Genomic DNA, 23,640 nt, shown 5'->3' on the forward strand with positions numbered 1-23,640 from the left:
ATCCGAAGACCCGCAGACCCGCAGATCTCTCGCGCTGAAAGCCATCAAATCGCCGCAAAAGTGACATGCAGCGTGAGGGAAGAGGCCGCGACGTGCCGAACGAAAAGCTGCTTATTCACCGTTACGAGTGAATCGTTGCCCTATTTGCCGCGATTGCGCAGCATCGATCTTTACTCTGCATTACGATTCATTTACCGAGAGTTGAGAATCCCGCCGCTGCACGCCGTGACCCACGGCCGCGACCCCACATCCGCGACCGCGCTGCCCCGGAGGAGACGGGAACCATGTCTGCCTGCGTCCCCACCCGCACCCAGCCCCTCACTCACACCGATCGCACGCACCGCCCGCACAGCCCGCCACCCCCCGGAGGCCGCCGCCGCTTCCGGATCGCGGGCCGTGACCTGTCCGCATCCGTCACCGTCTTCCTGCTCGCCGTGCCGATGTCGCTCGGTCTCGCCGTCGCCATCGACGCCCCGCTGGAAGCCTCCCTGATCGCCGCCGGTGTCGGCGGAATCGTCGCCGGGCTGCTCGGCGGCTCACCGCTCCTTGTCAGTGGCCCATCCGCCGGACTCACGGTGGTGACGGCCGAGTTGATCCAGAATTACGGCTGGCGCACCACCTGCGCCATCACCGTTCTCGCGGGTCTGCTCCAGATCGCACTCGGCTCACTCAAGACCGCGCGCTCCGCGCTCGCGGTGAGCCCCGCCATCGTGCACGGCACCCTCGCCGGCATCGGTGCCGCCATCGCGCTCGCCCAGCTGCACATCGTCCTGGGCGGCTCCCCGCAGAGCTCGGCCGTCGACAACGCCCTTGCCCTGCCCGGCCAACTGGCCAAGGTCGGCCCTGCCGCACCCCTCGTCGGGGCGCTCACCATCGCCGTGCTCATCACCTGGCCGCGCCTTCCGGGGCGGATCGGAAAGGCGGTGCGCAGAGTCCCGGCCGCGCTGGCCTGTGTGGTGGTCGCCACCGGAGTGGCCGCCGTCGCCGCGCCGAGCGTCGCGCGCGTCCAACTGCCCTCCTGGGACGCGCATGTACTGCCCGAGCTGCCACAGGGGCCGGTGGCCGGGCTGGCCGCCGCCGTGCTGACGGTGACGCTCGTCGCCAGCCTGGAGTCGCTGCTCTCCGCCGTCGCCGTGGACAGGCTCGCCGCCGAGCGGCCGGGCGCCGCGCCGCCCCGGGCCGACCTCGACCGGGAGCTGCGCGGGCAGGGCATCGCCAACGCCGTCTCCGGCCTGCTCGGCGGCATGCCGATCTCCGGAGGAGCGGTGCGGGGCAGCGCCAACGTACGGGCCGGAGCGGTCGGCCGGGCCTCCACCGTGCTGCACGGAGTGTGGGTGCTGCTCGCCGCCGGGCTGCTCGTGGCCGTCCTGGAATGGATCCCGCTGGCCGCGCTCGCCGCACTGGTGATGGTCGTCGGCATCCAGATGGTGTCCTTCGCGCACATCCGCAACGTCCACAAGCACCGCGAGTTCCTGGTGTACGTGGCGACGGTGGCCGGGGTGCTCCTGTTCGGGGTGCTCCAGGGCGTGGCCATCGGGATCGCGGTGGCCGTCATGGTCGCGCTGCACCGGCTGACGCGCACCCGGATCACGGTGCGGCCGCTGGACGACGGGACGTATCTGGTGTGCGCCCGGGGCCAGTTGACGTTCCTGGCCGTGCCGAGGCTGACCCGGGCACTGACCCAGGCGCCCCATGGGGCCAGCGCCGTGGTGGAGTTGAACGGGTCCTTCATGGACCACGCGGCCTACGAAGCGCTCCAGGGCTGGCAGGACGCCCACATCGCGCGGGGCGGTGAGGTGCGCATCACCGGGCGCTCCGGGATCGGGGCCTCGCCCGCCCGCCACGGGACTGCCGCCCGGCTCGGCCCGGCCGACCGGGTCGAGCCGGGGGCCAGGGAGAAAGCCACGGGCCAGGCTCGGGGGAACACCGTCGAGGCCGCGACAGGCGGGCACGGCTGCTGTCGGCCGTGGACGCCGTGGCGCAACCACCACTGCCACGACAAGGCGCCCGCGCAGCGGTCGCACGGTCATCAACTGGCCAGCGGGCTGAGCGCGTTCCAGCGGAACACCGCGCCGCTGGTGCGGGACGAGTTGGCGAGGCTGGCGCGGGAGGGGCAGAAGCCGTCCCAGCTCTTCCTCACCTGTGCGGACTCGCGGCTGGTCACCAGCATGATCACGTCCAGCGGCCCGGGCGATCTGTTCACGGTGCGCAACGTGGGCAACCTGGTGCCCCCGCCCGGCACGGAGAGCGCGGACGATTCGGTGGCGGCGGCGATCGAGTACGCGGTGGAGGTGCTGCGGGTCGAGTCCATCACGGTGTGCGGACACTCCGGGTGCGGCGCGATGCAGGCGCTCCTCAACACCCGGCCGGGCGCCCCGCAGACGCCGCTGGGGCGCTGGCTGCGGCACGGGCTGCCGAGTCTGGAGCGGATGGCCAGCCGCAGGCACTCCTGGGTGCGGATCGCCGGACGACTGCCCGCCGACGCGGTCGAACAGCTCTGCCTCACCAATGTGGTGCAGCAGCTGGAGCATCTGCGCCGCCATGAATCGGTGGCTCGGCGGCTCGCCGAGGGCACGCTGACGCTGCACGGGATGTACTTCCATGTGGCCGAGGCCCAGGCGTACTTGCTGGCGTACGACGACGTCCAGGAGGTCTTCGAGGGGGTGGGGCCGACGACACCGGCGCAGTCGCACGTCTGAACCCACGGCATCCGCGTCAGCCCACGGCATCCCTGTCCTGAGAACACCCCAGGAAACTTCCGGGGCAATGTCAGGAACCATGTCAGGGGGATCGTCTGGCGAACGGTCCGGGGAAATGTCCGAAAGAACGTGCCTGAGTGTGTGCGTGAGAGCGTTCATGAGAACGTCTGACGACGCGCCGACGATCCGGAACGCTTACAGGTCTAAACCAATTTTCGGGAGACTCTTGTCACCCGGCGATTGGCCTGATGAGCTATGGCCCGGGACACATAGGCACATAGGACGCCCTGGGAAAGGGAGATGTCGTGAGCAACGAAAGCCTGGCCAACCTGCTCAAGGAGGACCGGCGGTTCGCACCGCCGGCCGAGCTGGCCGCGAACGCCAACGTGACGGCGGAGGCGTACGAGCGGGCCGAGGCGGACAGGCTGGGGTTCTGGGCCGAGCAGGCCCGGCGCCTGACCTGGGCCACCGAGCCGACCGAGACGCTGGACTGGTCGAACCCGCCGTTCGCGAAGTGGTTCGCCGACGGGCGGCTCAATGTCGCGTACAACTGCGTGGACCGGCACGTCGAGGCCGGCCACGGTGACCGGGTGGCCATCCACTTCGAGGGCGAGCCGGGTGACAGCCGCGCCATCACCTACGCGGAGCTGAAGGACGAGGTCTCGCGGGCCGCCAACGCCCTTACCGAGCTGGGTGTCCGGGCCGGTGACCGGGTCGCGGTGTACATGCCGATGATCCCCGAGGCGGCCGTCGCGATGCTCGCCTGCGCGCGGATCGGCGCGGCGCACTCCGTGGTCTTCGGTGGCTTCTCGGCCGACGCCGTCGCCTCCCGTATCCAGGACGCCGACGCCAAGCTGGTCATCACGGCCGACGGCGGTTACCGCCGGGGCAAGCCGTCCGCGCTGAAGCCCGCGATCGACGAGGCCGTGGCGAAGTGCCCGCAGGTCGAGCATGTGCTGGTGGTGCGGCGTACGGGGCAGGAGACCGCGTTCACCGAGGGCCGGGACGTGTGGTGGGACGACATCGTCGGGCGGCAGTCCGCCGAGCACGCCCCGCAGGCGTTCGACGCGGAGCACCCGCTGTTCATCCTGTACACGTCCGGGACGACGGGGAAGCCGAAGGGCATCCTGCACACGTCGGGCGGCTATCTGACGCAGGCCGCGTACACGCACCACGCGGTCTTCGACCTCAAGCCCGAGACCGATGTGTACTGGTGCACCGCCGACATCGGCTGGGTGACCGGCCACTCGTACATCGTCTACGGGCCGCTGGCGAACGGCGCGACGCAGGTCATGTACGAGGGCACCCCGGACACCCCGCACCAGGGGCGGTTCTGGGAGATCGTGCAGAAGTACGGGGTGACGATCCTGTACACGGCGCCGACGGCGATCCGTACATTCATGAAGTGGGGCGACGACATCCCCGCGAAGTTCGACCTGTCGTCGCTGCGGGTGCTGGGGTCGGTGGGCGAGCCGATCAACCCCGAGGCGTGGATCTGGTACCGCAAGCACATCGGGGCCGACAACTGCCCGATCGTGGACACCTGGTGGCAGACCGAGACCGGGGCGATGATGATCTCGCCGCTGCCGGGGGTGACCGAGACGAAGCCGGGTTCCGCGCAGCGCGCGCTGCCGGGCATCTCGGCGACCGTCGTCGACGACGAGGCGCGCGAGGTGCCGAACGGGGGTGGCGGCTATCTGGTCCTCACCCAGCCGTGGCCGTCGATGCTGCGCACGATCTGGGGCGACGACCAGCGGTTCATCGATACGTACTGGTCGCGGTTCGAGGGCAAGTACTTCGCCGGTGACGGGGCGAAGAAGGACGACGACGGGGACGTCTGGCTGCTCGGGCGCGTCGACGACGTGATGCTGGTGTCCGGGCACAACATCTCGACGACCGAGGTCGAGTCGGCGCTCGTCTCGCACCCGTCGGTCGCCGAGGCGGCGGTGGTCGGTGCGGCCGACGAGACGACCGGGCAGGCGATCGTGGCCTTCGTGATCCTTCGGGGTTCGGCGGCGGAGTCGGACGGGCTGGTGGAGGAGCTTCGGGCGCACGTCGGGGCCACGTTGGGGCCGATCGCCAAGCCGAAGCGGGTGCTGCCGGTGGCGGAGCTGCCGAAGACCCGGTCGGGGAAGATCATGCGGCGGTTGCTGCGGGATGTTGCCGAGAATCGGGAGCTGGGGGATGTCACGACGCTCACGGACTCGTCCGTGATGGACCTCATCCAGACGAAGCTGCCGAGCGCGTCCAGCGAGGACTGACGCGCTCTGGGGGTGTGGTGGAGGCCTGGCTGCGCGGTGTGCGTGGCCGGGCCTCCGGAGTTTTTCCCCACCCCACCCCACCCCTTCCCTGAACCCTCCGGGGGTGGGTGGGGGCTGAGGAGCGTTTCCCGGGGGCTTCGCCCCCGGCCCCGAGCGGGGCTGCGCCCCTGCACCCCAGCGGGGCCTGCGGCCCCTGAACCCCGCCCGGGCCCGGCGCCGGACCCCGGCCGAGGGTGGGTGGGGAGGCCAGGCTGCGCCCCCGCACCCCGCCCGGGCTCCGCGCCGGACCCCGGCCGAGGGTGGGTGGGGAGGCCAGGCTGCGCCCCCGCACCCCGACGCGGGGCCTGCCGCCCCCGCACCCCGCCCAGGCTCGGCGCCCGATCACAGCGCTGAGGGGAGGGATGGGCGGGGAGGCTGGGCTGTACCCCGCCTCGGGCTCCGCGCCGGACCCCGGCCGAGGGTGGGTGGGGAGGCCGGGGTGCCCCCTGCACCCCCTCGGGGCTCCGCCCCCCTGGGCCCCGGCAGCACCCCGCTTCGTGGCTCCGCCCCGTACCCCAGCACCCCGACAGGCCTTCGGCCCCCACCCCGCCACCCCCGCACCTCGACAAGGCCTTCGGCCCCTACGCCGCCACCCCCTCATCCCGAGAGGGCTCCGCCCCCGCGCCCCACCCCTCGCTTGCCCATAAAGTGAAGATCGCCGGATTCATCCCTGCGGCCGCGTAAAGAGTTAGGTAAAGTAAGGATCGCGTCAATGGCGCGACAAGAGAGATCCCCCGAGAGGGGGACCGTACGACGCGGGTTCGGGAGAGGGATCCGTTCGTGGGACCCAGGTGCGCCGGGAAGTCTGGTCGGCAATGTGATGAGTCATGTCCGCCGAACCGACCGGAGGTCGTCCCCTGTGGCCGCGCCCGTATCCCGTAATGACAGCACCGGCAGCGACAACGGCCGTGGCCGGAAGTTTCTGGGGCGGCTCTCGTTGCCCGAGCGGAACTTCGTCGCGGATGCGCTGCGGGCCGAGACCGTCGGTGGTGTGCTGCTGCTCGTGGCCGCCGTCGCCGCGCTGATCTGGGCCAACACCCTGGGTGGGAGTTACGCCGCCGTCCGGGACTTCCATGTCGGGATCGGGGCTCTCGGGCTGGATCTCTCGCTCCAGCACTGGGCCGCCGACGGGCTGCTCGCCGTCTTCTTCTTCGTCGCCGGGATCGAGCTCAAGCGCGAGCTGGTCGCCGGGGAGCTGCGGGATCCCAAGGCCGCCGCGCTGCCCGTGATCGCCGCGATCTGCGGTATGGCCGTGCCGGCGCTCGTCTACGGGCTGGTCAACACCGTGGGCGGCGGGTCGATGGACGGCTGGGCGGTGCCGACCGCCACCGACATCGCGTTCGCGCTCGCCGTGCTCGCCGTCATCGGGACCTCGCTGCCCAGCGCCCTGCGCGCGTTCCTGCTCACGCTCGCCGTCGTCGACGACCTTTTCGCCATTCTGATCATCGCCGTCTTCTTCACCAAGGAGATCGACTTCGCCGCGCTCGGCGGGTCCGTCGTCGGCCTCGCCGTCTTCTGGCTGCTGCTGCGCAAGGGCGTACGCGGCTGGTACGTGTACGTACCGCTGGCGCTGGTCATCTGGGGGCTGATGTACAACAGCGGCGTCCACTCCACCATCGCGGGCGTCGCCATGGGCCTGATGCTGCGCTGCACCCGGCGCGAGGGCGAGGAGCACTCGCCCGGCGAGCACATCGAGCACCTGGTGCGGCCGCTGTCCGCCGGACTCGCCGTACCGCTGTTCGCGCTGATGTCGGCCGGGGTAGGGGTCACCGGCGGGGCGCTCGCCGACGTCTTCACCAGGCCGGAGACGCTGGGCGTGGTGCTCGGTCTGGTGGTCGGCAAGGCGGTGGGCATCTTCGGCGGTACGTGGTGCGCCGCGCGGTTCACCAAGGCGGAGCTCAACGAGGACCTCGCCTGGCCGGATGTGTTCGCCGTGGCCACCCTCGCCGGGATCGGCTTCACGGTCTCCCTGCTCATCGGCGAGCTGGCCTTCGACGGCGCCGGGGCGCTGACCGACGAGATCAAGGCCGCCGTTCTCATGGGGTCGTTGATCGCTGCGGCCCTCGCGACAGTGCTGCTGAAGCTGCGCGTGAAGCGGTACCAGGCGCTGGTGGCCGAGGAGGAGCGCGACGAGGACCACGACGGCATCCCCGACGTGTACGAACAGGGCAATCCGGCCTACCACCTGCGGATGGCCGCGATCCACGAGGAGAAGGCCGCCGAGCACCGCCGCCTGGCGCAACTGGCGGGGGCGGGAAGCGACGAGGGCGGCCGTCCGGCATGATCTGACATCTGGGCCGGAGCACGACATCCGGACCCGGGACGACGGGACCGCAGAAGAGGAGAGGGAGTCAGCGAATGAGCGACCCCAGCAACACCGCCGGCGGCGCCGAGCGCAGTCTCGGCCAGCTGGTCGCCTCGGCGACCGCCGAGATGTCCGCGCTGGTGCACGACGAGATCGCCCTCGCCAAGGCGGAGCTGCGCCAGGACGTCAAGCGCGGCGCGATCGGTGGCCTCGCCATCAGTACCGCGGGCGTGTTCGTCCTGTTCTCGCTGCCGGTGCTGAGCTTCGCGGCGGCGTACGGGATCCACAACCTGGGGCTGGGGCTCGCCTGGTCGTTCCTGATCGTGGGCGGGGCGTATCTGCTGCTCGCGGGGCTGCTCGCGCTGCTGGCGGTGACCAAGTTCAAGAAGGTCAAGCCGCCGGAGAAGTCCATCGCCTCGGCCAAGCAGACGGCCTCGGTGCTCGGGAGCGTCAAGCCGCATCCGCGCCCGGTCACGGAAGCGGCCCCCGCTGTGGCACGCTCGTCTGCATGACCGCACCCGATACCGGTAACGGCGCCACAGGCAGTCCCGGCGGCAACGGCAGCCCCGTCCGCATCGACGGCCCCTGGACGCACCGGGACGTGGCCGCCAACGGTGCGCGCTTCCACATCGCGGAGCTGGGCGACGGGCCCCTGGTACTGCTGCTCCACGGCTTCCCGCAGTTCTGGTGGACCTGGCGCCACCAGCTGACGGCGCTCGCCGACGCCGGCTTCCGGGCGGTCGCCATGGACCTGCGGGGCGTCGGCGGCAGCGACCGCACCCCCCGGGGCTACGACCCGGCCAACCTCGCGCTGGACATCACCGGGGTCGTACGGTCGCTCGGCGAGCCGGACGCGGCGCTCGTCGGGCACGACCTGGGCGGCTATCTGGCGTGGACGGCGGCCGTGATGCGGCCCAAGCTGGTGCGCCGGCTGGCCGTGTCGTCGATGCCGCACCCGAGGCGCTGGCGCTCGGCGATGCTCTCCGACGTCTCGCAGTCGCGGGCGGGCTCGTACGTCTGGGGCTTCCAGCGGCCGTGGGTGCCGGAGCGTCAGCTCGTCGCGGACGACGCGGCGCTGGTGGGGCGGCTGATGCGGGAGTGGTCGGGTCCGGTGGCGCCGGAGGACGACGCGGTGGAGGTCTACCGGCGCGCGATGACCATTCCGTCGACCGCGCACTGCTCGATCGAGCCGTACCGCTGGATGGTGCGGTCGATGGCACGGCCGGACGGCATCCAGTTCAACCGCCGGATGAAGCGTCCGGTACGGGTGCCGACGCTGCATCTGCACGGTTCACTCGACCTGGTGATGCGCACCCGCAGCGCGGCGGGCTCCGGCGAGTACGTCGAAGCGCCGTACCGCTGGCGGCTGTTCGACGGCCTCGGGCACTTCCCCCACGAGGAGGACCCGGTGGCGTTCTCGACCGAACTGGTCAACTGGCTGAAGGATCCCGAACCCGACCGCTGATTCGGCCAAACGTTCCCGTGAGCGGACAGGAACAGTTGTCTGACGAACAGCCAAATGCCCGGCGCATAGGCCAATTGGCCCCCCGAGAGGCGGTTACCGACCTTGGGGCACGGGCAGACGTCGGGGTATGGGCTGGACGCACGACTACGGTGACGCAGCACGCAACCGCCGCTCGGCCACCGCGCCGATTTCGTACGAGAGGGGCGGCCCGCAAGGTCAGGGCCATGATCCCCAACTCGGGATTCCGCGTATCCTCCGCCGCCGGGCCCGCTGGGTCTCGGCCCGGCTGCGCCATACGCGTACGTAACGAGAGCGTACGCAACGAGGGCGTACGCAACGAGGGCGTGCGCGGCAGGGCGTGGGCGACGGGGCTTACGGGCGCAGATAGGCGAGGCCCGGATGGGCCGCGCGGTAGCCGTCCAGGAGCCGTCGGGCGACCTGGACCGAGTCGACCAGCGGATGCAGGGCGAACGCCTTGACCGCCGTCCGCGCGGACCCGCTGTCGGCCGCTTCCAGGACGCACCGCTCGACCGCCTTCACCGCGCTGACCAGGCCCGCCTCATGGCCGCTCAGCTGGGTGACGGGCAGCGGGCGCGGCCCTGCCGCGTCGACTCGGCACGGGATCTCGACGACGGCCTCGGCGTCGAAGGCGTCGAGGGACGCGCCGTTGCGCACGTTCAGGATCAGCGTCGCCGCCTCGTCGCGCGCGATGGCCCGCATCAGCGCGAGGGCGACGTTCTCGTACCCGCCCGACTCCAGGTCGTCGGCGGCGCGCTCGCCCGCGCCCGAGACCTCCCGGTTCTCGGACATGTACGTGGCCTCGCGCTCGGCCCGTGTACGGTCCCACGCGTCCCACGCGTGCGTGCCGTCGGCCACCGTGGCGTAGAAACGCGCCTGCTGGTCGAGGAGGAACGCGCCGCGGGTGCGCTCGGCCTGCTGATACGCGGCCACGGCCTCGCGGTTGAAGTAGTAGTAGTGCAGGTACTCGTTGGGCACCGAGCCGAGCGAGCGCAGCCACTCGGCGCCGAAGAGGCGGCCCTCCTCGAACGAGGTCAGCAGCTTGTCGTCGGCGAACAGGCGCGGCAGTACGTCCTGTTCGCCCTCGTACAGACCGTGCAGCCAGCCCAGGTGGTTGAGACCCGCGTAGTCCAGGCGTACGGCGTCGGGGTCGGCGCCGACCGTGCGGGCCACGCGGCGGGCCAGGCCCACCGGCGAGTCGCAGATGCCGATGACGCGTTCGCCCAGGTGGCGGGCCATGGCCTCGGTGACGAGACCGGCCGGGTTGGTGAAGTTGATGACCCAGGCGTCCGGGGCGAGCGCCTTGACGCGGCGGGCGACGGCGTCGGCCACGGGCACGGTCCGCAGCCCGTACGCGATGCCGCCCGCGCCGACCGTCTCCTGGCCCAGGACCCCCTCGGCCAGCGCCACGCGCTCGTCGGCCGCCCGGCCCGCGAGGCCGCCGACGCGGATCGCGGAGAAGACGAAGTCGGCGCCGGTCAGCGCCTCGTCGAGGTCGGTGGTGGCGCGCACGGCGGGCGCGTCCGGGACGTCGCGCGCCTGGTCGGCGAGGACCTTGGCGATGGCGGCGAGGCGGGCCGCGTCCACGTCGTACAGCGTGACCTCGTCGACCCGGCCGGGCGCGTGGTCGCGCAGCAGGGCGCCGTACACCAGCGGGACGCGGAAACCGCCGCCGCCGAGGATCGTCAGTCGCATTCCGGCCTCTCCAGGGTCCCAGGGGCGGGCAGGGCGTCAGAGGGCCGCCGGGGCGACCGTACGGCGGGTCACAGGGCGCACTGCTGGCTGTCGACCTGCTGGTTGGCGGTGCGGCCCAGCTGGATGTCCTCGCGGATCTCGGCGGCCGTCAGCGCGTATCCGGTGTTCGGGTCGTCGAGGGACTTGGCGAAGACGACGCCGTAGACCTTGCCGTCGGGGGTGAGCAGCGGGCCGCCGGAGTTGCCGGGGCGGACCGTGGTGAACAGCGAGTAGACCTCGCGGGTGACGGTGCCGCGGTGGTAGATGTCGGGGCCGGGCGGGGTGATGCGGCCGCGCACGCGCGCGGCGCGCACGTCGTACGGCTGGTCCTCGGGGAAGCCCGCCACGATGGCGCCGTTGCCGCTGTGGGCGGCCTCGGAGGAGAAGTGCAGCGCCGGGGCCCGCAGGTCGGGGACGTCCAGGACGGCGATGTCGCGGCGCCAGTCGTAGACCACGACCGTCGCGTCGTACGTCCGGCCCTGACCGCCTATCTGGATCTTCGGGTCGTCCACACCGCCCACTACGTGGGCGTTGGTCATCACCCGGCGGTCGGCGAAGACGAAGCCGGTGCCCTCCAGGCGCTTGCCGCAGCTGGGCGCGGTGCCGGTGATCTTGACGATGGAGCTCTTGGCGCGGGCCGCGACCGGGCTGCCCGCGAGCGCCGGGTCGGGGGCCGGGACCTGCGTGATCGACTCGTGCGTGAACGGGGCGAAGACCTGCGGCAGCCCGTTCTTCGCCAGCATCGAGGAGAAGTCCGAGAACCAGGTGTGCGCCTGCTTGGGCATCGCCTTGTCGACGCCGTGCAGGATCCGCGAGTCGTCGACGGCCCTGCCCAGCGCGTTGCCGGGCCGTTGCGGGTCCTGCTGGGGGTCGGCCAGCGGGGAGAGCGCGGTGCCGATCAGCCAGGCGACCAGGAGCATCGCGAGGACGTTGACCAGCGCGCCGCCCGTCGCGTCCAGGGCGCGCGCGGGCGACCAGGTGATGTGCTGGCGCAGTTTGTTGCCCAGATGGGTGGTGAAGGCCTGCCCCACGGAGGCGCAGACGATCACGACCACGACCGCGACGATCGCGGCGGTGGTCGACACCTCCCGCTTGTCGGTGAGCTGGTCCCAGATGACCGGCAGCAGATACACGGCGATGAGACCACCGCCGAGGAAGCCGATCACCGACAGGATGCCGACGACGAAGCCCTGGCGGTAGCCGACGATCGCGAACCACACGGCGGCGACCAGCAACAGGATGTCCAGCACGTTCACGGGGTCAGCCTGTCACGCGTGCCAGTCGAGCGGGACCCGCCGGGTGCGATCCCAGGGCCGCTCCCAGCCCGAGAAGTGCAGCAACCGGTCGATCACCCCGGCCGTGAAGCCCCAGACGAGGGCGGATTCGACCAGAAAGGCCGGTCCTGCGTGCCCGCGCGGGTGCACGGCGGTCGCACGGTTGGCCGGGTCCGTGAGATCCGCCACGGGGACCGTGAAGACCCGGGCGGTCTCCGCCGCGTCCACCGCCCGCACCGCGCTCGGCTCGCGCCACCAGCCGAGGACGGGCGTGACCACGAAGGCGCTCACCGGGATGTAGAGCCGGGGCAGCACACCGAAGAGCTGGACCCCTTCGGGGTCGAGGCCGGTCTCCTCCTCGGCCTCGCGCAGGGCGGCGCGCAGCGGGCCGGTGGTCTGCGGGTCGCCGTCCTCGGGGTCGAGGGCGCCGCCCGGGAAGGAGGGCTGGCCGCCGTGCGAGCGGAGCTGGCTGGCGCGCTCCATGAGCAGCAGCTCGGGCCCGCGCGGGCCCTCGCCGAACAGGATGAGGACGGCGGACTGCCGCCCGTCCCCGCTCTCCGGGGGCAGGAACCGGCTCAGCTGGAGCGGCTCGATGCTGTCGGCGGCGCGCGCGACAGGGTCCAGCCAGTCGGGCAGCCCGTCGCGGCTGACGGCGGGGCCGGACCGGCCGTCGGCGCCGTCGCCACCGCCGGATCCGCTGCCGGATCCGCTGCCGTTGAGCCTGTCGTACGTCTTGCTGGTGTCGCTCGCGTGCGTCATGGGCACCCCCGTCGTTCCACCGGTCACAACGTGCGGGCCGGTCGCATTCGTTCCGTCGCCGTCATCGGGCCTTCGCGATGAGGCCTTTCGCGCCATGGGGCCTTCGCCGTCGGGGCTGGGGTCATCCGGCCCCCAGCGGAGGCGCGGGCAGGCCCGGGTAGTCCGGCGGCGGGGCCAGGCGCTGGCCCGGGAAGCCGCCCTTCTCGTACTTCAGGAGCTTCTTCGCCTTCTCCGGGTCCGTCTCGCCCTCCCCGTACGCCGGGCAGAGCGGGGCGATGGGGCAGGCGCCGCAGGCGGGCTTGCGGGCGTGGCAGATGCGGCGGCCGTGGAAGACGACGCGGTGCGAGAGCATCGTCCACTCGCTCTTCGGGAAGATCTCGGCGACCACGGCCTCGACCTTGACCGGGTCCTCCTCGTCCGTCCACTTCCAGCGGCGCACGAGACGGCCGAAGTGGGTGTCGACGGTGATGCCGGGAACGCCGAAGGCGTTGCCGAGCACCACGTTCGCCGTCTTGCGGCCGACGCCCGGGAGCTTCACCAGGTCGTCGAGACGGCCCGGCACGTTCCCCCCGAAGTCGTCGCGGAGGGCGGCCGCGAGACCCATGATCGACCTGGTCTTGGCCCGGAAGAAACCGGTCGGCCGGATCAGCTCCTCGACGGCCTCCGGATCGGCCGCCGCGAGGTCCTCCGGAGTGGGATACGCGGCGAACAGCGCGGGCGTGGTCTGGTTGACCCGCAGGTCGGTCGTCTGGGCCGACAGGACGGTGGCGACCAGCAGCTCGAAGGGGTTACGGAAGTCGAGCTCGGGGTGGGCGTACGGGTACACCTCGGCGAGCTCCCGGTTGATCCGCCGGGCGCGGCGGACCATGGCGAGGTGGGACTCGGGAGTGGCGGCCGTGTTCTGGGTGACCGTGTTCTTGACGGCCGTCTTCTTGGCGGTGGTGGGCTTGGGGACGGCCTTCTTGGCGGCGGCGCTCTTGGCGGCAGGCTTGGTGGCGGGCCTGGTCGCGGCGGCCTTCTTGGTGGCGGCCTGGTTCGCCGGCGCGGCCTTCTTCGCGGCCGGAGCCTTCTTGGCCGCTGCGGCCTTCTTCACTACTGCGGCCTTCTTCACCGCCGCGGCCTTCTTCGCCGGGGGCTTCGCGCGCGTGGCCGGGGTCGGCGACGCGCCCGGGGCGGACGGCGGCGTGGACGCCGTCGACGCGGCCCGATTGGCTGATTTTGATTCTTTCGCGGCTTTTTTCGGTTTACCCGCGGGCTGTTCGCCCACAGCGGAATCACTGCCTGCGGACACTCGTACGGCCCCCCTGGCCTGCGCTCTCACCGGCGAATTGGACACCCGGCCAGCCTAAAGCCACGCACTGACATCCGCCCCGGCCACAGCGAATCACCACCCCAATCGGCCCCCTGCCGCACAGTCCGGAGCTCGGGTGCGTCATCCTTGTGATTGATCGCACTGTTTACCCCGTCCGGCAAAATGGGGAGCACGGTCCCCTGTACCGGTCGACAAGGAGAGAACTCGTGGACGACGTTCTGCGGCGCGCCCCGCTCTTCGCGGCGCTCGATGATGAGCAGGCCGCGGAGCTCCGCGCCTCGATGAGTGAGGTGACGCTCGCCCGCGGCGACGCCCTCTTCCACGAGGGCGACCCCGGCGACCGCCTGTACGTGGTCACCGAGGGCAAGGTCAAGCTCCACCGCACCTCGCCCGACGGCCGCGAGAACATGCTGGCCGTCCTCGGCCCCGGCGAGCTCATCGGCGAGCTGTCGCTGTTCGACCCGGGCCCGCGTACCGCCACGGCGACCGCGCTGACCGAGGTCAAGCTGCTCGGCCTGGGCCACGGCGACCTCCAGCCCTGGCTGAACGCGCGCCCGGAGGTGGCCACGGCGCTGCTGCGTGCCGTCGCCCGCCGACTGCGCAAGACCAACGACCAGATGTCCGACCTGGTCTTCTCGGACGTCCCGGGCCGCGTGGCCCGTGCGCTCCTCGACCTGTCGCGCCGCTTCGGCGTGCAGTCGGAGGAGGGCATCCACGTGGTGCACGACCTGACGCAGGAGGAGCTGGCCCAGCTGGTCGGCGCGTCCCGCGAGACGGTCAACAAGGCCCTCGCCGACTTCGCCCAGCGCGGGTGGCTGCGGCTTGAGGCGCGTGCGGTGATTCTGCTGGACGTGGAGCGGCTGGCGAAGCGGTCGCGCTGACGCGGCGGGTGTTTGTGCCTGAACGTGCTGACGGGCCCGTTTCCCCTCGGGGAGGCGGGCCCGTTCGCGTCGCGTTGTCAGTGGTCGGGGTTAGCTTGGGTTACGTGGTCGGCCGCGGACCGTGCGTGGCTGGTCGCGCAGTGCCCCGCGCCCCTTTGGGGGGCTAGATGAGGCCGTGCTCGCGCAGGTATTCCAGCTGGGCGCGTACGGAGAGTTCGGCGGCCGGCCACAGGGAACGGTCGACGTCCGCGTAGACACGGGCCACCACGTCCGCCGCCGTGGTGTGGCCGTCCTCCACGGCCGTCTCCACCTGGGCCAGCCGGTGGGCCCGGTGGGCGAGGTAGAACTCGATGGCGCCCTGGGCGTCGTCGAGGACCGGACCGTGCCCGGGCAGTACGGTGCGCACGCCGTCCTGGACCGTCAGCGAGCGGAGCCGCCGAAGCGAGTCGAGGTAGTCGCCGAGTCGGCCGTCGGGGTGCGCCACGACGGTCGTGCCGCGCCCGAGGACCGTGTCCCCCGTCAACACGGCCCGGTCGGCGGGGAGATGGAAGCAGAGGGAGTCGGCGGTGTGGCCGGGGGTGGGCACCACCCACATCTCCAGACCGCCGGTGGTGATCACGTCGCCGGCGGCCAGGCCCTCGTCGCCGAGGCGCAACGCCGGGTCGAGGGCGCGTACATGCGTACGCGTCAGCTCGGCGAAGCGGGCCGCGCCCTCGGCGTGGTCGGGGTGGCCGTGGGTGAGGAGGGTGAGCGCGACGCGCTTGCCCATGCGTTCGGCGGTCGCGACCACGGCGCGCAAATGGGCGTCGTCCAGCGGCCCGGGATCGATGACGACCGCGAGGTCCGAGTCGGGCTCGGCCACGATCCAGGTGTTGGTGCCGTCGAGGGTCATCGCGGACGCGTTGGGCGCGAGCACGTTGACGGCACGGTCGGTGGCGGGGCAGGAGAGCACCCCGCCGCGCGGCTGGCCGGGGAGGGCGGCTGCCTCGGTCATGCCTGGACACCTTCCATCGGGAACGGGCCGGACCGCCGGCCGGAGGCCGGCGCAGCGCCGCGAAGCCCGCGCAGCGGTGCGAGGGGCGCACGGAGGAAACGGCCCCCGCCGCGCGGCTGGCCGGGGAGGGCGGCTGCCTCGGTCATGCCTGGACACCTTCGATCGGGGACGGGGTCAGCGGGAGGGCGGCGGCTGGTTCGGTCATGGGGCCGTTCCTCCGGCGGCGTGGATGTGCTTGGTGAACTCGTCGTGGCCGGGCCAGCTCAGCACGATCTCGCCGTCGTCGCCGAGGCTCGCCCGGGCGAGTACGGGGGTGAGGTCGCGGGTGGCCGAGGCGGCGACGGCCTGGGCGGGGGTGGCGTACGGGAGGAGGTCGCGCAGGGTCGAGACGGTCGGGGGCATCATCAACAGCTCGCCCCGGTCGTACCCGGCGGTGGCCTCGGCGGGGTCGATCCACACGGTCCGGTCGGCCTCGGTGGAGGCGTTGCGGGTGCGCTGGCCCTCCGGGAGCGCGGCCACGAAGAACCAGGTGTCGTACCGCTTCGGCTCGAACTCGGGGGTGATCCAGCGCGCCCACGCGCCGAGCAGGTCCGAGCGCAGGACGAGGCCGCGGCGGTCCAGGAACTCGGCGAAGGAGAGGTCGCGGGCGACGAGGGCGAGGCGGTCGGCCTCCCAGTCGTCGCCGGTGGTGTCGCCGACGACGCTCGTGGCGTCGGGGCCGGCGAGGAGGACGCCGGACTCCTCGTACGTCTCGCGGACGGCGGCGCAGACGATCGCCTGGGCGTCGTCGGGGCCCACGCCCAGGCGTTCCGCCCAGGTCTCGCGTGATGGACCGGCCCAGCCGATGCGGCGCGCGTCGTCGCGGGGGTCGACGCCGCCGCCGGGGTACGCGTACGCGCCTGCGGCGAAGGCCATGGAGGTGCGTCTGCGGAGCATGTGCACGGCGAGGGCGGTGCGCTCTGCGCGCAGGAGGAGGACTGTTGCGGCGCGGCGCGGGGGTACGGGGACGAGGTCGCCGTGGGCGAGGGCGCGGATCCGGTCGGGCCATTCCGGCGGGTACCACTGACCATTGGGCATGGCGGGAGGCTATCCGCTGACGCGCGCATGTTCGAGGCCCCGCAGGTCCGTGCCCGGGGCCGCGCCCCCGGGGCCCCTGCCGGGGCTGCGCCCCGAACCCCGTTTCCGCCTCCGGCGGGCATTCCCCACCCCGCCCCTTCCCGAAAGCCTCCGGCGGTGGTCGTTCGTCTGCGGCCCGGTGGGGGCTTGTCGCGCAGTTCCCCGCGCCCCTGAAGGAGGGCCCGAAGGGCCCATCTAAGGGGCGCGGGGCTGTGTCGATTTGCGGCTCCGCCGCGTGGGCGCGAGCAACCCAGCACGGCCCGCAGGCGAACGCTTCCGAAGGGGGTCTTTATATCGGGCAAACACGGTTCTGCCGGGCTTCTCACCGCGTCCTCAGACGGCTCTCATCAAGCGCCGCGAAGGTGAAGGACATGAGCCTCCCCGAGCACCAGCCGCAGCAGCCGCAGCCGTATCCGCAGGCGTCCGGGGCCTACCCGCCCCCGCCGCCGTACGAGCCCAGCGCGCCCGTGCACACCGGCCCCGGGAACGGCAACGGGAGTGGGGACATTCCTCCCGGCGGCGCCGGGAACGGCATCCCCGGCACCCCGCCCGCCGCCCACCGCCGCGCCCGCCGCTCCGTCGGGCTCATCGCCGCCGTCGCCATCGCCGCGGCCGCCGTGGGCGGCGGGACCGCCACGCTCATAGAGCGGTGGGCCGGCAGCGGCACCACCGCCAGCGCCCCCGGCGTCAGCGGCACCAACGCCTCCAGGAGCACCAACGGCACCGTCGCCGGGGTCGCCCAGGCCGTCTCGCCCAGCATCGTGGAGATCAGCGCGACCTCGTCCTCCGGCGAGTCCACCGGCTCCGGGGTGATCGTCACCGCGGGCGGGGAGATCGTCACCAACAACCACGTCGTCGCCGGGTCCGACCAGGTCAAGGTGCGTACCAGCGACGGCAGGACGTACAACGCGAGCGTCGTCGGCACCGACCCGGACAAGGACCTCGCGCTCATCAAGGTGCAGGGTGCCAGTGGGCTCAAGCCAGCCAGCCTCGGCAACTCCGACAACCTCAAGGTCGGCGACCAGGTCGTCGCGATCGGCTCCCCCGAGGGCCTGACCGGCACCGTCACCAGCGGCATCGTCTCCGCCCTCAACCGCGATGTCACCGTCGCCAAGGAGCAGGGCCAGGGCCAGGGAGACACGCAGGGGCAGGGGCAGGGGCGTGGACGCGGCGGCTGGCCGTTCGAGTTCGGCGGGCAGCAGTTCAACGGCGACACCGGCTCCTCGAAGACCACGTACAAGGCGATCCAGACCGACGCCTCGCTCAACCCGGGCAACTCCGGCGGCGCGCTCATCGACATGAACGGCAACATCATCGGCATCAACTCGGCCATGTACAGCCCGAGTTCCGCCAATGCCTCCAGCTCAGCGGCCGGTAGTGTCGGGCTCGGGTTCGCCATCCCGATCAACACCGTGAAGGCCGACCTCGACAGCCTGCGGTCGGGCAGCGGCGGCTCCGGCGGCAACAACGCCAACAGCTGACGCCCCGCCCCCGCCCGGCGTGCGACGCTGGACAGCGCGAACCGGCACCACCCCGACAACCGGCACCACCCCGACACCTGGCCCACCCCGAGGAAGACCCCACACCGATGAGCCCCGCACCCGCCGAGGACGACACCCAGCGCATCCTGATCGTCGACGACGAGCCCGCCGTCCGCGAGGCGCTGCAGCGCAGTCTCGCCTTCGAGGGGTACGGGACGGAGGTCGCCGTCGACGGTCTGGACGCGCTGGCCAAGGCGGAGGCGTACCAGCCGGACCTGATCGTCCTCGACATCCAGATGCCCCGGATGGACGGGCTCACGGCCGCCCGGCGGCTGCGCGCGGCCGGGTCCACCACCCCGGTGCTGATGCTCACCGCCCGCGACACCGTCGGCGACCGCGTCACAGGGCTCGACGCGGGCGCCGACGACTACCTGGTCAAGCCGTTCGAGCTGGACGAGCTGTTCGCCCGGATCCGCGCCCTGCTGCGCCGCAGCTCGTACGCGGCGCCGACCGGCGCGGGCGAGCAGCCCGACGCCAACGTGCTGACCTTCGCGGACCTCCGCATGGACCTGGCGACCCGCGAGGTGACGCGGGGCGAGCGGGTGGTGGAGCTGACCCGTACCGAGTTCACGCTCCTGGAGATGTTCCTGGCCCATCCGCGCCAGGTGCTGACCCGCGAGCAGATCCTCAAGGCGGTCTGGGGCTTCGACTTCGAGCCGTCGTCCAACTCCCTCGACGTGTACGTCATGTACCTGCGCCGCAAGACCGAGGCGGGCGGCGAGCCGCGCGTGGTGCACACCGTGCGCGGTGTGGGATACGCGCTGCGCGCGGGCGGGGCGGAGTGAGGGGCCCGGTGCGGTGGTTCCGCGAGCTGCCGCTCAGATCCCGGCTCGCGCTGCTCGTGGCGACAGCGGTGACGGTGGCCGTGGCCGCGGTGGCCGCCGCGTGCTGGTTCATCACCCAAGGGGTGCTGACGAGCCAGCTCGACAACCGGCTGCGCAACCAGGCGGCCAGCTCCGCCAGCGCGGAGTACGCCACGGTCCTGATCCGGACCTGCCGCAGCCCCAACCCCGAGCCGATCCGGCTGCCGGGCAACACCCCGCTGACGCAGGTGGTCTTCCCGGACGGCACGGTGTGCGCCAACCCCAGGTCCGCGCATCTGCCGGTACGGGAGGCGGACATCGCCGTCGCCACCGGTCCGCGCGGCGACGCCCTGCACACCACGACGGACGGGTCCGGGGTGGAGCGCCGCGTCTACACCCAGGCGGCCCACATCAGCGGCCTCGGCCAGCAAGGCCGGGTCGCCGTCTCCATCGCGGTACCGATGTCCGACGTGACGACGCCGCTCAACAAGCTGGCGATCGTCCTGCTGATCGTCTCCGGCATAGGAGTCATCGGCGCCGGGGCCGCCGGCCTCTGGGTCGCGCGTGCGGGACTGCGCCCCGTCGACCAACTGACCGGCACCGTCGAGCACGTGGCCCGTACCGAGGACCTGACCGTCCGCATCCCCGCCGAGGGCGAGGACGAGATCGCCCGGCTGTCGCGGTCGTTCAACGCGATGACCGCCGCCCTCGCCTCCTCCCGCGACCGCCAGGCGCAGCTCATCGCCGACGCGGGCCACGAACTGCGCACCCCGCTGACCTCGCTGCGTACCAACATCGAGCTGCTGGCGCGCAGCGACGAGACCGGGCGGGTCATCCCGCCGGCCGACCGCAAGGCGCTGATGGTCTCGGTCAAGGCCCAGATGTCCGAGCTCGCCTCGCTGATCGGCGACCTGCAGGAGCTGTCCCGGCCGGACGCGGTCCGCGAGGGGCCCCTCGAAGTGGTCGGCTTCCACGACATCACCCGCATCGCCCTCGACCGCGCCCGGCTGCGCGGCCCCGAGCTCACCATCACGGCCGAGCTCGCGCCCTGGTACGTACGGGCCGAGCCCGCGAAGCTGGAGCGCGCGGTCGTCAACGTGCTGGACAACGCGGTGAAGTTCAGCCCGCCGGGCGGCACGATCACCGTCGCCCTGGACCGGGGTGTGCTGACCGTGCGCGACCAGGGTCCGGGTATCCCGGCCGATGAACTCCCGCACGTCTTCGAGCGGTTCTGGCGCTCCCAGTCGGCCCGTTCGCTGCCCGGCTCGGGCCTCGGGCTCTCGATCGTGGCCCGTACGGTCGAGCACGCGGGCGGCACCATCGCCCTCGGCCCCGCCCCGGACGCCCCCGGCACGGTCGCCACCATCCGCCTCCCGGGCGCCCCGACCCCGCCGCCCGAGTACACGTGAGAACAGGTGAGGGGCGGTGGGCCGACCGGCCCACCGCCCCTCACCGCACGCGCACGCGACTACTTCACGCGAGTCTCGTACTCCTACTTCACGACCGTGATCCGGTCCTGGGCCGGCGGCGCGATCGGCTTGGACGCCGACGAGTTCGCCGCCAGGTAGGCGTTGAAGACGTCCAGGTCGGACGCGCCGACCAGCTTGTTCGTGCCCTGGCCGAGCGCCGTGAAGCCGTCGCCGCCGCCCGCGAGGAACGCGTTCATCGCGACGCGGTACGACTTCGCCGGGTCGATGGCGACGCCGTTCAGCCTCACCGTGTCGACCAGGACCCGGGCCGCGCCCGTCTTGGTCATGTCCAGCGTGTAGGTGAAGCCCTTCGAGACCTGGAGGATCTTGGGCTCGGCCGTGTTGCCGCCGCTGACCTGCTGCTGGAGGCCCTGGATCAGCTGGGCGCCGGTCAGGGAGACGACGTTCATCATGTTGGTGAACGGCTGGACGGTGAACGCCTCGCCGTAGGTGACCACCCCGTCGCCCTCACTGCCGCTCGCCTTGTAGACGAGGTCGGAGCGGATGCCTCCGGGGTTCATGAACGCGATCTGCGCGCCGCCCTTGTCGCTCGGGGCGAGCCCCGCGAGCTGCGCGTCCGCGATCAGGTCGCCGAGCGGCTTCTCGGGGGCCTCGGAGCCGCGGCCGTTGATGTCGGCCGAGATGTAGCCCTGCGGCCGGTTCGCGACCGGCGCGGCCAGCTTGTTCCAGCGGGCGATCAGCGCGCTGATGTCCGGCGCCTTGGCCTGGTCGCGGCTGACGATGTGGTTCACGGACTTCGGCGACTTCACGGCCGTACGGACGATGTCCTTGGTCCGCTTGTCGTACGTCAGCGTCGTCTCGGTGAACAGCTTGCCGTAGGAGGCGGCCGAGGTGACCATGCGCGGGTTGCCCGCCGGGTCCGGGATGGTGCAGGCGTACGCGGTGTGGGTGTGGCCGGTGATCAGCGCGTCCACCTTGGGCGTGACGCCCTTGGCGATGTCGACGATCGGGCCGGACAGACCGCTGCCGGGGCCCGCCGAGTCGCAGTCGTAGTTGTACGCGTTGCTGGTCGGCAGCCCGCCCTCGTGGATCAGGGCGACGATGGACTTCACGCCCTGCCGGTCGAGCTCCTTGGCGTACTTGTTGATCGTCTCGATCTCGTCGTGGAACTTCAGGCCCTTGACGCCCTCGGCGGTCACCACGTCCGGCGTGCCCTTGAGGGTCACACCGATGAAGCCGATCCTGACGCCGTTCTTCTTCCAGACCGTGTACGGCTTGAGGATCGGCTTCCCGGTCTTCTCGCTGGTCACATTGGCCGCGAGATACGGGAAGCCGGCGCCCGGGAACTTCCTGCCCTTCTCGTAGCAGCCCTCGACCGGGTGACAGCCGCCGTTCTGCATCCGGGCGAGCTCGACGGCGCCCTCGTCGAACTCGTGGTTGCCGACCGAGGTGACATCCAGCTTGATGTCGTTCAGCGCCTCGATGGTCGGCTCGTCGTGGAAGAGCCCCGACAGCAGCGGGCTGGCGCCGACCATGTCACCGGCGGCGGCGGTGATCGAGTACGGGTGGCCCTTGCGCGCGTCGCGCAGCGAGGTCGCCAGGTACTCGACACCGCCGGCCGGTATGGACTTCACCGTCCCGTCGGGCTGCTTCTGGGCCACGGTGCCGGCCGAACCCGCCGGCGGCTCCAGATTGCCGTGCAGGTCGTTGAAGGAGAGAAGCTGGACGTCCACCGTCCGCGCGGGCTTCGGGTGGCCGTGCCCCTTGTCGTGGGCGTCGGCCGCGGGCATCGCGGCGACGAGCGCGCCGAGCGTGGTGAGTCCCGCGGCGGCCGCCAGGACCCGGCGGCCGGTCCGGCCGCCGCGGTTCTTCCGGGGTGTCGCTGACATCTCTCCCCTAGGTGGTTCATGGGTGGTTCGGTGGTCGTTCGGCGTGACGGACGAGGTCCGCTGCCTGCGGCAGCCTAGGGTCAACGCGCGTAGCGCGACAGGGGGATGGGGTTACGGGATGGTTGCCGTTTGGCGGTACGTCAGGTTTTGCCCCCGCTCACCGTACGCTCGTACACATGACGACTGACCCCGCCGGCCCCGGCCCCTCCGGACGTGAGATCCAGACCCTCGACGAGCTGACCCACCCCCAGGCCCAGGAGGTGCTCGCGCTGCTCGCCGAGGCCGCCCGGAGCGACGGGCAGCAGGCCGTCTCCGAGCAGGGACGGCTCCAGCTGCGCGGCGGGCGGCGGCCCGGGATCCGCCACTTCCTGCTCACCGTCACCGGCTCCGAGGGCACCGAGCTCATCGGCTACGCGCAGCTGGAGGACACCGACCCGATCGAGGCACCGGCCGCCGAACTCGTCATCCACCCCGCGCACCGCGGCCGCGGCCACGGGCGGGCGCTCGGCTCGGCGCTGCTCGGCGCGTCCGGCAAGCGGCTGCGGGTCTGGGCGCACGGTGGGCACTCGGCGGCGCGCCACCTCGCCCAGGTCCTGGGGCTGACCCTGTTCCGCGAACTGCGCCAGATGCGGCGGCCGTTGGCCCCGCTCGACATCCCCGAGCCGGTCTATCCGCCGGGCGTCACCGTACGGACCTTCGTGCCCGGCGAGGACGACACGGCGTGGCTCGCGGTGAACGCGGCGGCCTTCGCGCACCACCCCGAGCAGGGCTCGCTCACCCAGCGCGACCTCGACGACCGCAAGGCCGAGCCGTGGTTCGACCCGAAGGGCTTCTTCCTGGCCGAGCGGGACGACCGCATCGTGGGCTTCCACTGGACGAAGGTGCATGCCGAGGAGAGGATCGGGGAGGTGTACGTCGTGGGGATCCGGCCGGATGCCCAGGGCGGCGGCCTGGGCAAGGCCCTCACCGCGACGGGGCTGCGCCACCTTGCGGCCGAGGGGGTGCCTGTGGCCATGTTGTACGTGGACGCCGACAACACGGCCGCCGTGACCGTGTACGAACGTCTTGGGTTCACCACGCATGAGGTGGATCTGATGTACCGGACCGAGTCCTAGAGGCG

General features: G+C 72.0%; 18 protein-coding genes. 11 read left to right on the forward strand and 7 right to left on the reverse strand.

What is annotated here, in order from left to right:
• Positions 1 to 284: 284 nt before the first annotated feature.
• From ACGFRG_RS29340 to ACGFRG_RS29365, 6 genes are all read left to right on the forward strand, one after another.
• Positions 285 to 2,699, forward strand: a complete 2,415-nt coding sequence (locus ACGFRG_RS29340) for a bifunctional SulP family inorganic anion transporter/carbonic anhydrase (protein ID WP_393268714.1) — start codon at positions 285 to 287, stop codon at positions 2,697 to 2,699.
• A 305-nt stretch (positions 2,700 to 3,004) separates the two neighbouring features.
• Positions 3,005 to 4,960, forward strand: coding sequence for an acetate--CoA ligase (acs, locus tag ACGFRG_RS29345; protein ID WP_393268717.1), 1,956 nt, complete (start codon positions 3,005 to 3,007; stop codon positions 4,958 to 4,960).
• 859 nt (positions 4,961 to 5,819) lie between these two features.
• On the forward strand, positions 5,820 to 7,283 hold the full coding sequence (gene nhaA / locus ACGFRG_RS29350; protein ID WP_393268719.1) for a Na+/H+ antiporter NhaA: 1,464 nt from the start codon (positions 5,820 to 5,822) through the stop codon (positions 7,281 to 7,283).
• A 74-nt stretch (positions 7,284 to 7,357) separates the two neighbouring features.
• Positions 7,358 to 7,816 (forward strand): phage holin family protein, encoded by a 459-nt coding sequence (locus ACGFRG_RS29355; protein ID WP_361429500.1) that lies wholly within the window; start codon positions 7,358 to 7,360, stop codon positions 7,814 to 7,816.
• The gene (locus tag ACGFRG_RS29360) at positions 7,813 to 8,769 is read left to right on the forward strand and encodes an alpha/beta fold hydrolase (RefSeq protein ID WP_393268722.1); all 957 of its coding nucleotides are present in this window, start codon (positions 7,813 to 7,815) and stop codon (positions 8,767 to 8,769) included. The genes ACGFRG_RS29355 and ACGFRG_RS29360 overlap by 4 nt, the downstream gene beginning before the upstream one ends.
• A gap of 127 nt (positions 8,770 to 8,896) precedes the next feature.
• Complete coding sequence (locus ACGFRG_RS29365) at positions 8,897 to 9,076, forward strand: hypothetical protein (RefSeq protein ID WP_361429496.1); 180 nt, start codon at positions 8,897 to 8,899, stop codon at positions 9,074 to 9,076.
• Positions 9,077 to 9,141: 65 nt separating this feature from the next.
• Here ACGFRG_RS29365 and ACGFRG_RS29370 read toward each other — a convergent pair whose 3' ends face one another.
• The 4 genes from ACGFRG_RS29370 to nth form a co-directional block, all read right to left on the reverse strand.
• Positions 9,142 to 10,482 carry a 6-phospho-beta-glucosidase gene (locus tag ACGFRG_RS29370; protein ID WP_393268725.1) on the reverse strand — a complete coding sequence of 447 codons (1,341 nt, stop codon included), beginning with the start codon at positions 10,480 to 10,482 and terminating at the stop codon, positions 9,142 to 9,144.
• Positions 10,483 to 10,550: 68 nt separating this feature from the next.
• The gene (locus tag ACGFRG_RS29375) at positions 10,551 to 11,777 is read right to left on the reverse strand and encodes a MarP family serine protease (protein ID WP_361429492.1); all 1,227 of its coding nucleotides are present in this window, start codon (positions 11,775 to 11,777) and stop codon (positions 10,551 to 10,553) included.
• A 12-nt stretch (positions 11,778 to 11,789) separates the two neighbouring features.
• On the reverse strand, positions 11,790 to 12,554 hold the full coding sequence (locus tag ACGFRG_RS29380; RefSeq protein WP_393268728.1) for an NUDIX hydrolase: 765 nt from the start codon (positions 12,552 to 12,554) through the stop codon (positions 11,790 to 11,792).
• A 121-nt stretch (positions 12,555 to 12,675) separates the two neighbouring features.
• Positions 12,676 to 13,665 carry an endonuclease III gene (nth, locus tag ACGFRG_RS29385; protein WP_393268731.1) on the reverse strand — a complete coding sequence of 330 codons (990 nt, stop codon included), beginning with the start codon at positions 13,663 to 13,665 and terminating at the stop codon, positions 12,676 to 12,678.
• 407 nt (positions 13,666 to 14,072) lie between these two features.
• Between nth and ACGFRG_RS29390 the strand changes: the two genes are divergently transcribed.
• Positions 14,073 to 14,747 (forward strand): Crp/Fnr family transcriptional regulator, encoded by a 675-nt coding sequence (locus tag ACGFRG_RS29390; protein ID WP_017947815.1) that lies wholly within the window; start codon positions 14,073 to 14,075, stop codon positions 14,745 to 14,747.
• A 163-nt stretch (positions 14,748 to 14,910) separates the two neighbouring features.
• Here the strand turns inward: ACGFRG_RS29390 and ACGFRG_RS29395 are convergent, their stop codons facing one another.
• Together ACGFRG_RS29395 and ACGFRG_RS29400 are read right to left on the reverse strand one after the other, a co-directional pair.
• Complete coding sequence (locus tag ACGFRG_RS29395; RefSeq protein ID WP_393268734.1) at positions 14,911 to 15,741, reverse strand: MBL fold metallo-hydrolase; 831 nt, start codon at positions 15,739 to 15,741, stop codon at positions 14,911 to 14,913.
• Between the two features lie 201 nt (positions 15,742 to 15,942).
• A complete protein-coding gene (locus ACGFRG_RS29400) occupies positions 15,943 to 16,818 on the reverse strand; it encodes an NUDIX hydrolase (RefSeq protein WP_393268737.1) in 876 nt (291 codons plus the stop codon).
• Between the two features lie 410 nt (positions 16,819 to 17,228).
• Here ACGFRG_RS29400 and ACGFRG_RS29405 point away from each other — a divergent pair, with 410 nt between their 5' ends.
• From ACGFRG_RS29405 to ACGFRG_RS29415, 3 genes are all read left to right on the forward strand, one after another.
• On the forward strand, positions 17,229 to 18,338 hold the full coding sequence (locus ACGFRG_RS29405; RefSeq protein WP_393268740.1) for a S1C family serine protease: 1,110 nt from the start codon (positions 17,229 to 17,231) through the stop codon (positions 18,336 to 18,338).
• Positions 18,339 to 18,445: 107 nt separating this feature from the next.
• Positions 18,446 to 19,183, forward strand: a complete 738-nt coding sequence (locus ACGFRG_RS29410; RefSeq protein WP_361429483.1) for a response regulator transcription factor — start codon at positions 18,446 to 18,448, stop codon at positions 19,181 to 19,183.
• A gap of 8 nt (positions 19,184 to 19,191) precedes the next feature.
• A complete protein-coding gene (locus ACGFRG_RS29415; RefSeq protein ID WP_393268744.1) occupies positions 19,192 to 20,610 on the forward strand; it encodes a sensor histidine kinase in 1,419 nt (472 codons plus the stop codon).
• Positions 20,611 to 20,693: 83 nt separating this feature from the next.
• Here ACGFRG_RS29415 and ACGFRG_RS29420 read toward each other — a convergent pair whose 3' ends face one another.
• Complete coding sequence (locus tag ACGFRG_RS29420) at positions 20,694 to 22,520, reverse strand: bifunctional metallophosphatase/5'-nucleotidase (protein WP_393268746.1); 1,827 nt, start codon at positions 22,518 to 22,520, stop codon at positions 20,694 to 20,696.
• A gap of 176 nt (positions 22,521 to 22,696) precedes the next feature.
• Here ACGFRG_RS29420 and mshD point away from each other — a divergent pair, with 176 nt between their 5' ends.
• On the forward strand, positions 22,697 to 23,635 hold the full coding sequence (gene mshD / locus ACGFRG_RS29425; RefSeq protein WP_361429477.1) for a mycothiol synthase: 939 nt from the start codon (positions 22,697 to 22,699) through the stop codon (positions 23,633 to 23,635).
• Positions 23,636 to 23,640 lie beyond the last annotated feature (5 nt).

It is taken from the genome of Streptomyces sp. NPDC048696 (genome assembly GCF_043198895.1).
Classification (GTDB): Bacteria; Actinomycetota; Actinomycetes; order Streptomycetales; family Streptomycetaceae; genus Streptomyces.

Coding starts and splice junctions, on each gene's coding strand:
- mshD (WP_361429477.1), top strand. CDS start 22,697: ATGACGACTGACCCCGCCGGCCCCGGCCCCTCCGGACGTGAGATCCAG.
- ACGFRG_RS29420 (WP_393268746.1), bottom strand. CDS start 22,520: ATGTCAGCGACACCCCGGAAGAACCGCGGCGGCCGGACCGGCCGCCGG.
- ACGFRG_RS29410 (WP_361429483.1), top strand. CDS start 18,446: ATGAGCCCCGCACCCGCCGAGGACGACACCCAGCGCATCCTGATCGTC.
- ACGFRG_RS29355 (WP_361429500.1), top strand. CDS start 7,358: ATGAGCGACCCCAGCAACACCGCCGGCGGCGCCGAGCGCAGTCTCGGC.
- ACGFRG_RS29380 (WP_393268728.1), bottom strand. CDS start 12,554: ATGACGCACGCGAGCGACACCAGCAAGACGTACGACAGGCTCAACGGC.
- ACGFRG_RS29395 (WP_393268734.1), bottom strand. CDS start 15,741: ATGACCGAGGCAGCCGCCCTCCCCGGCCAGCCGCGCGGCGGGGTGCTC.
- ACGFRG_RS29360 (WP_393268722.1), top strand. CDS start 7,813: ATGACCGCACCCGATACCGGTAACGGCGCCACAGGCAGTCCCGGCGGC.
- ACGFRG_RS29365 (WP_361429496.1), top strand. CDS start 8,897: ATGGGCTGGACGCACGACTACGGTGACGCAGCACGCAACCGCCGCTCG.
- ACGFRG_RS29400 (WP_393268737.1), bottom strand. CDS start 16,818: ATGCCCAATGGTCAGTGGTACCCGCCGGAATGGCCCGACCGGATCCGC.
- nhaA (WP_393268719.1), top strand. CDS start 5,820: ATGAGTCATGTCCGCCGAACCGACCGGAGGTCGTCCCCTGTGGCCGCG.
- ACGFRG_RS29405 (WP_393268740.1), top strand. CDS start 17,229: ATGAGCCTCCCCGAGCACCAGCCGCAGCAGCCGCAGCCGTATCCGCAG.
- ACGFRG_RS29340 (WP_393268714.1), top strand. CDS start 285: ATGTCTGCCTGCGTCCCCACCCGCACCCAGCCCCTCACTCACACCGAT.
- ACGFRG_RS29370 (WP_393268725.1), bottom strand. CDS start 10,482: ATGCGACTGACGATCCTCGGCGGCGGCGGTTTCCGCGTCCCGCTGGTG.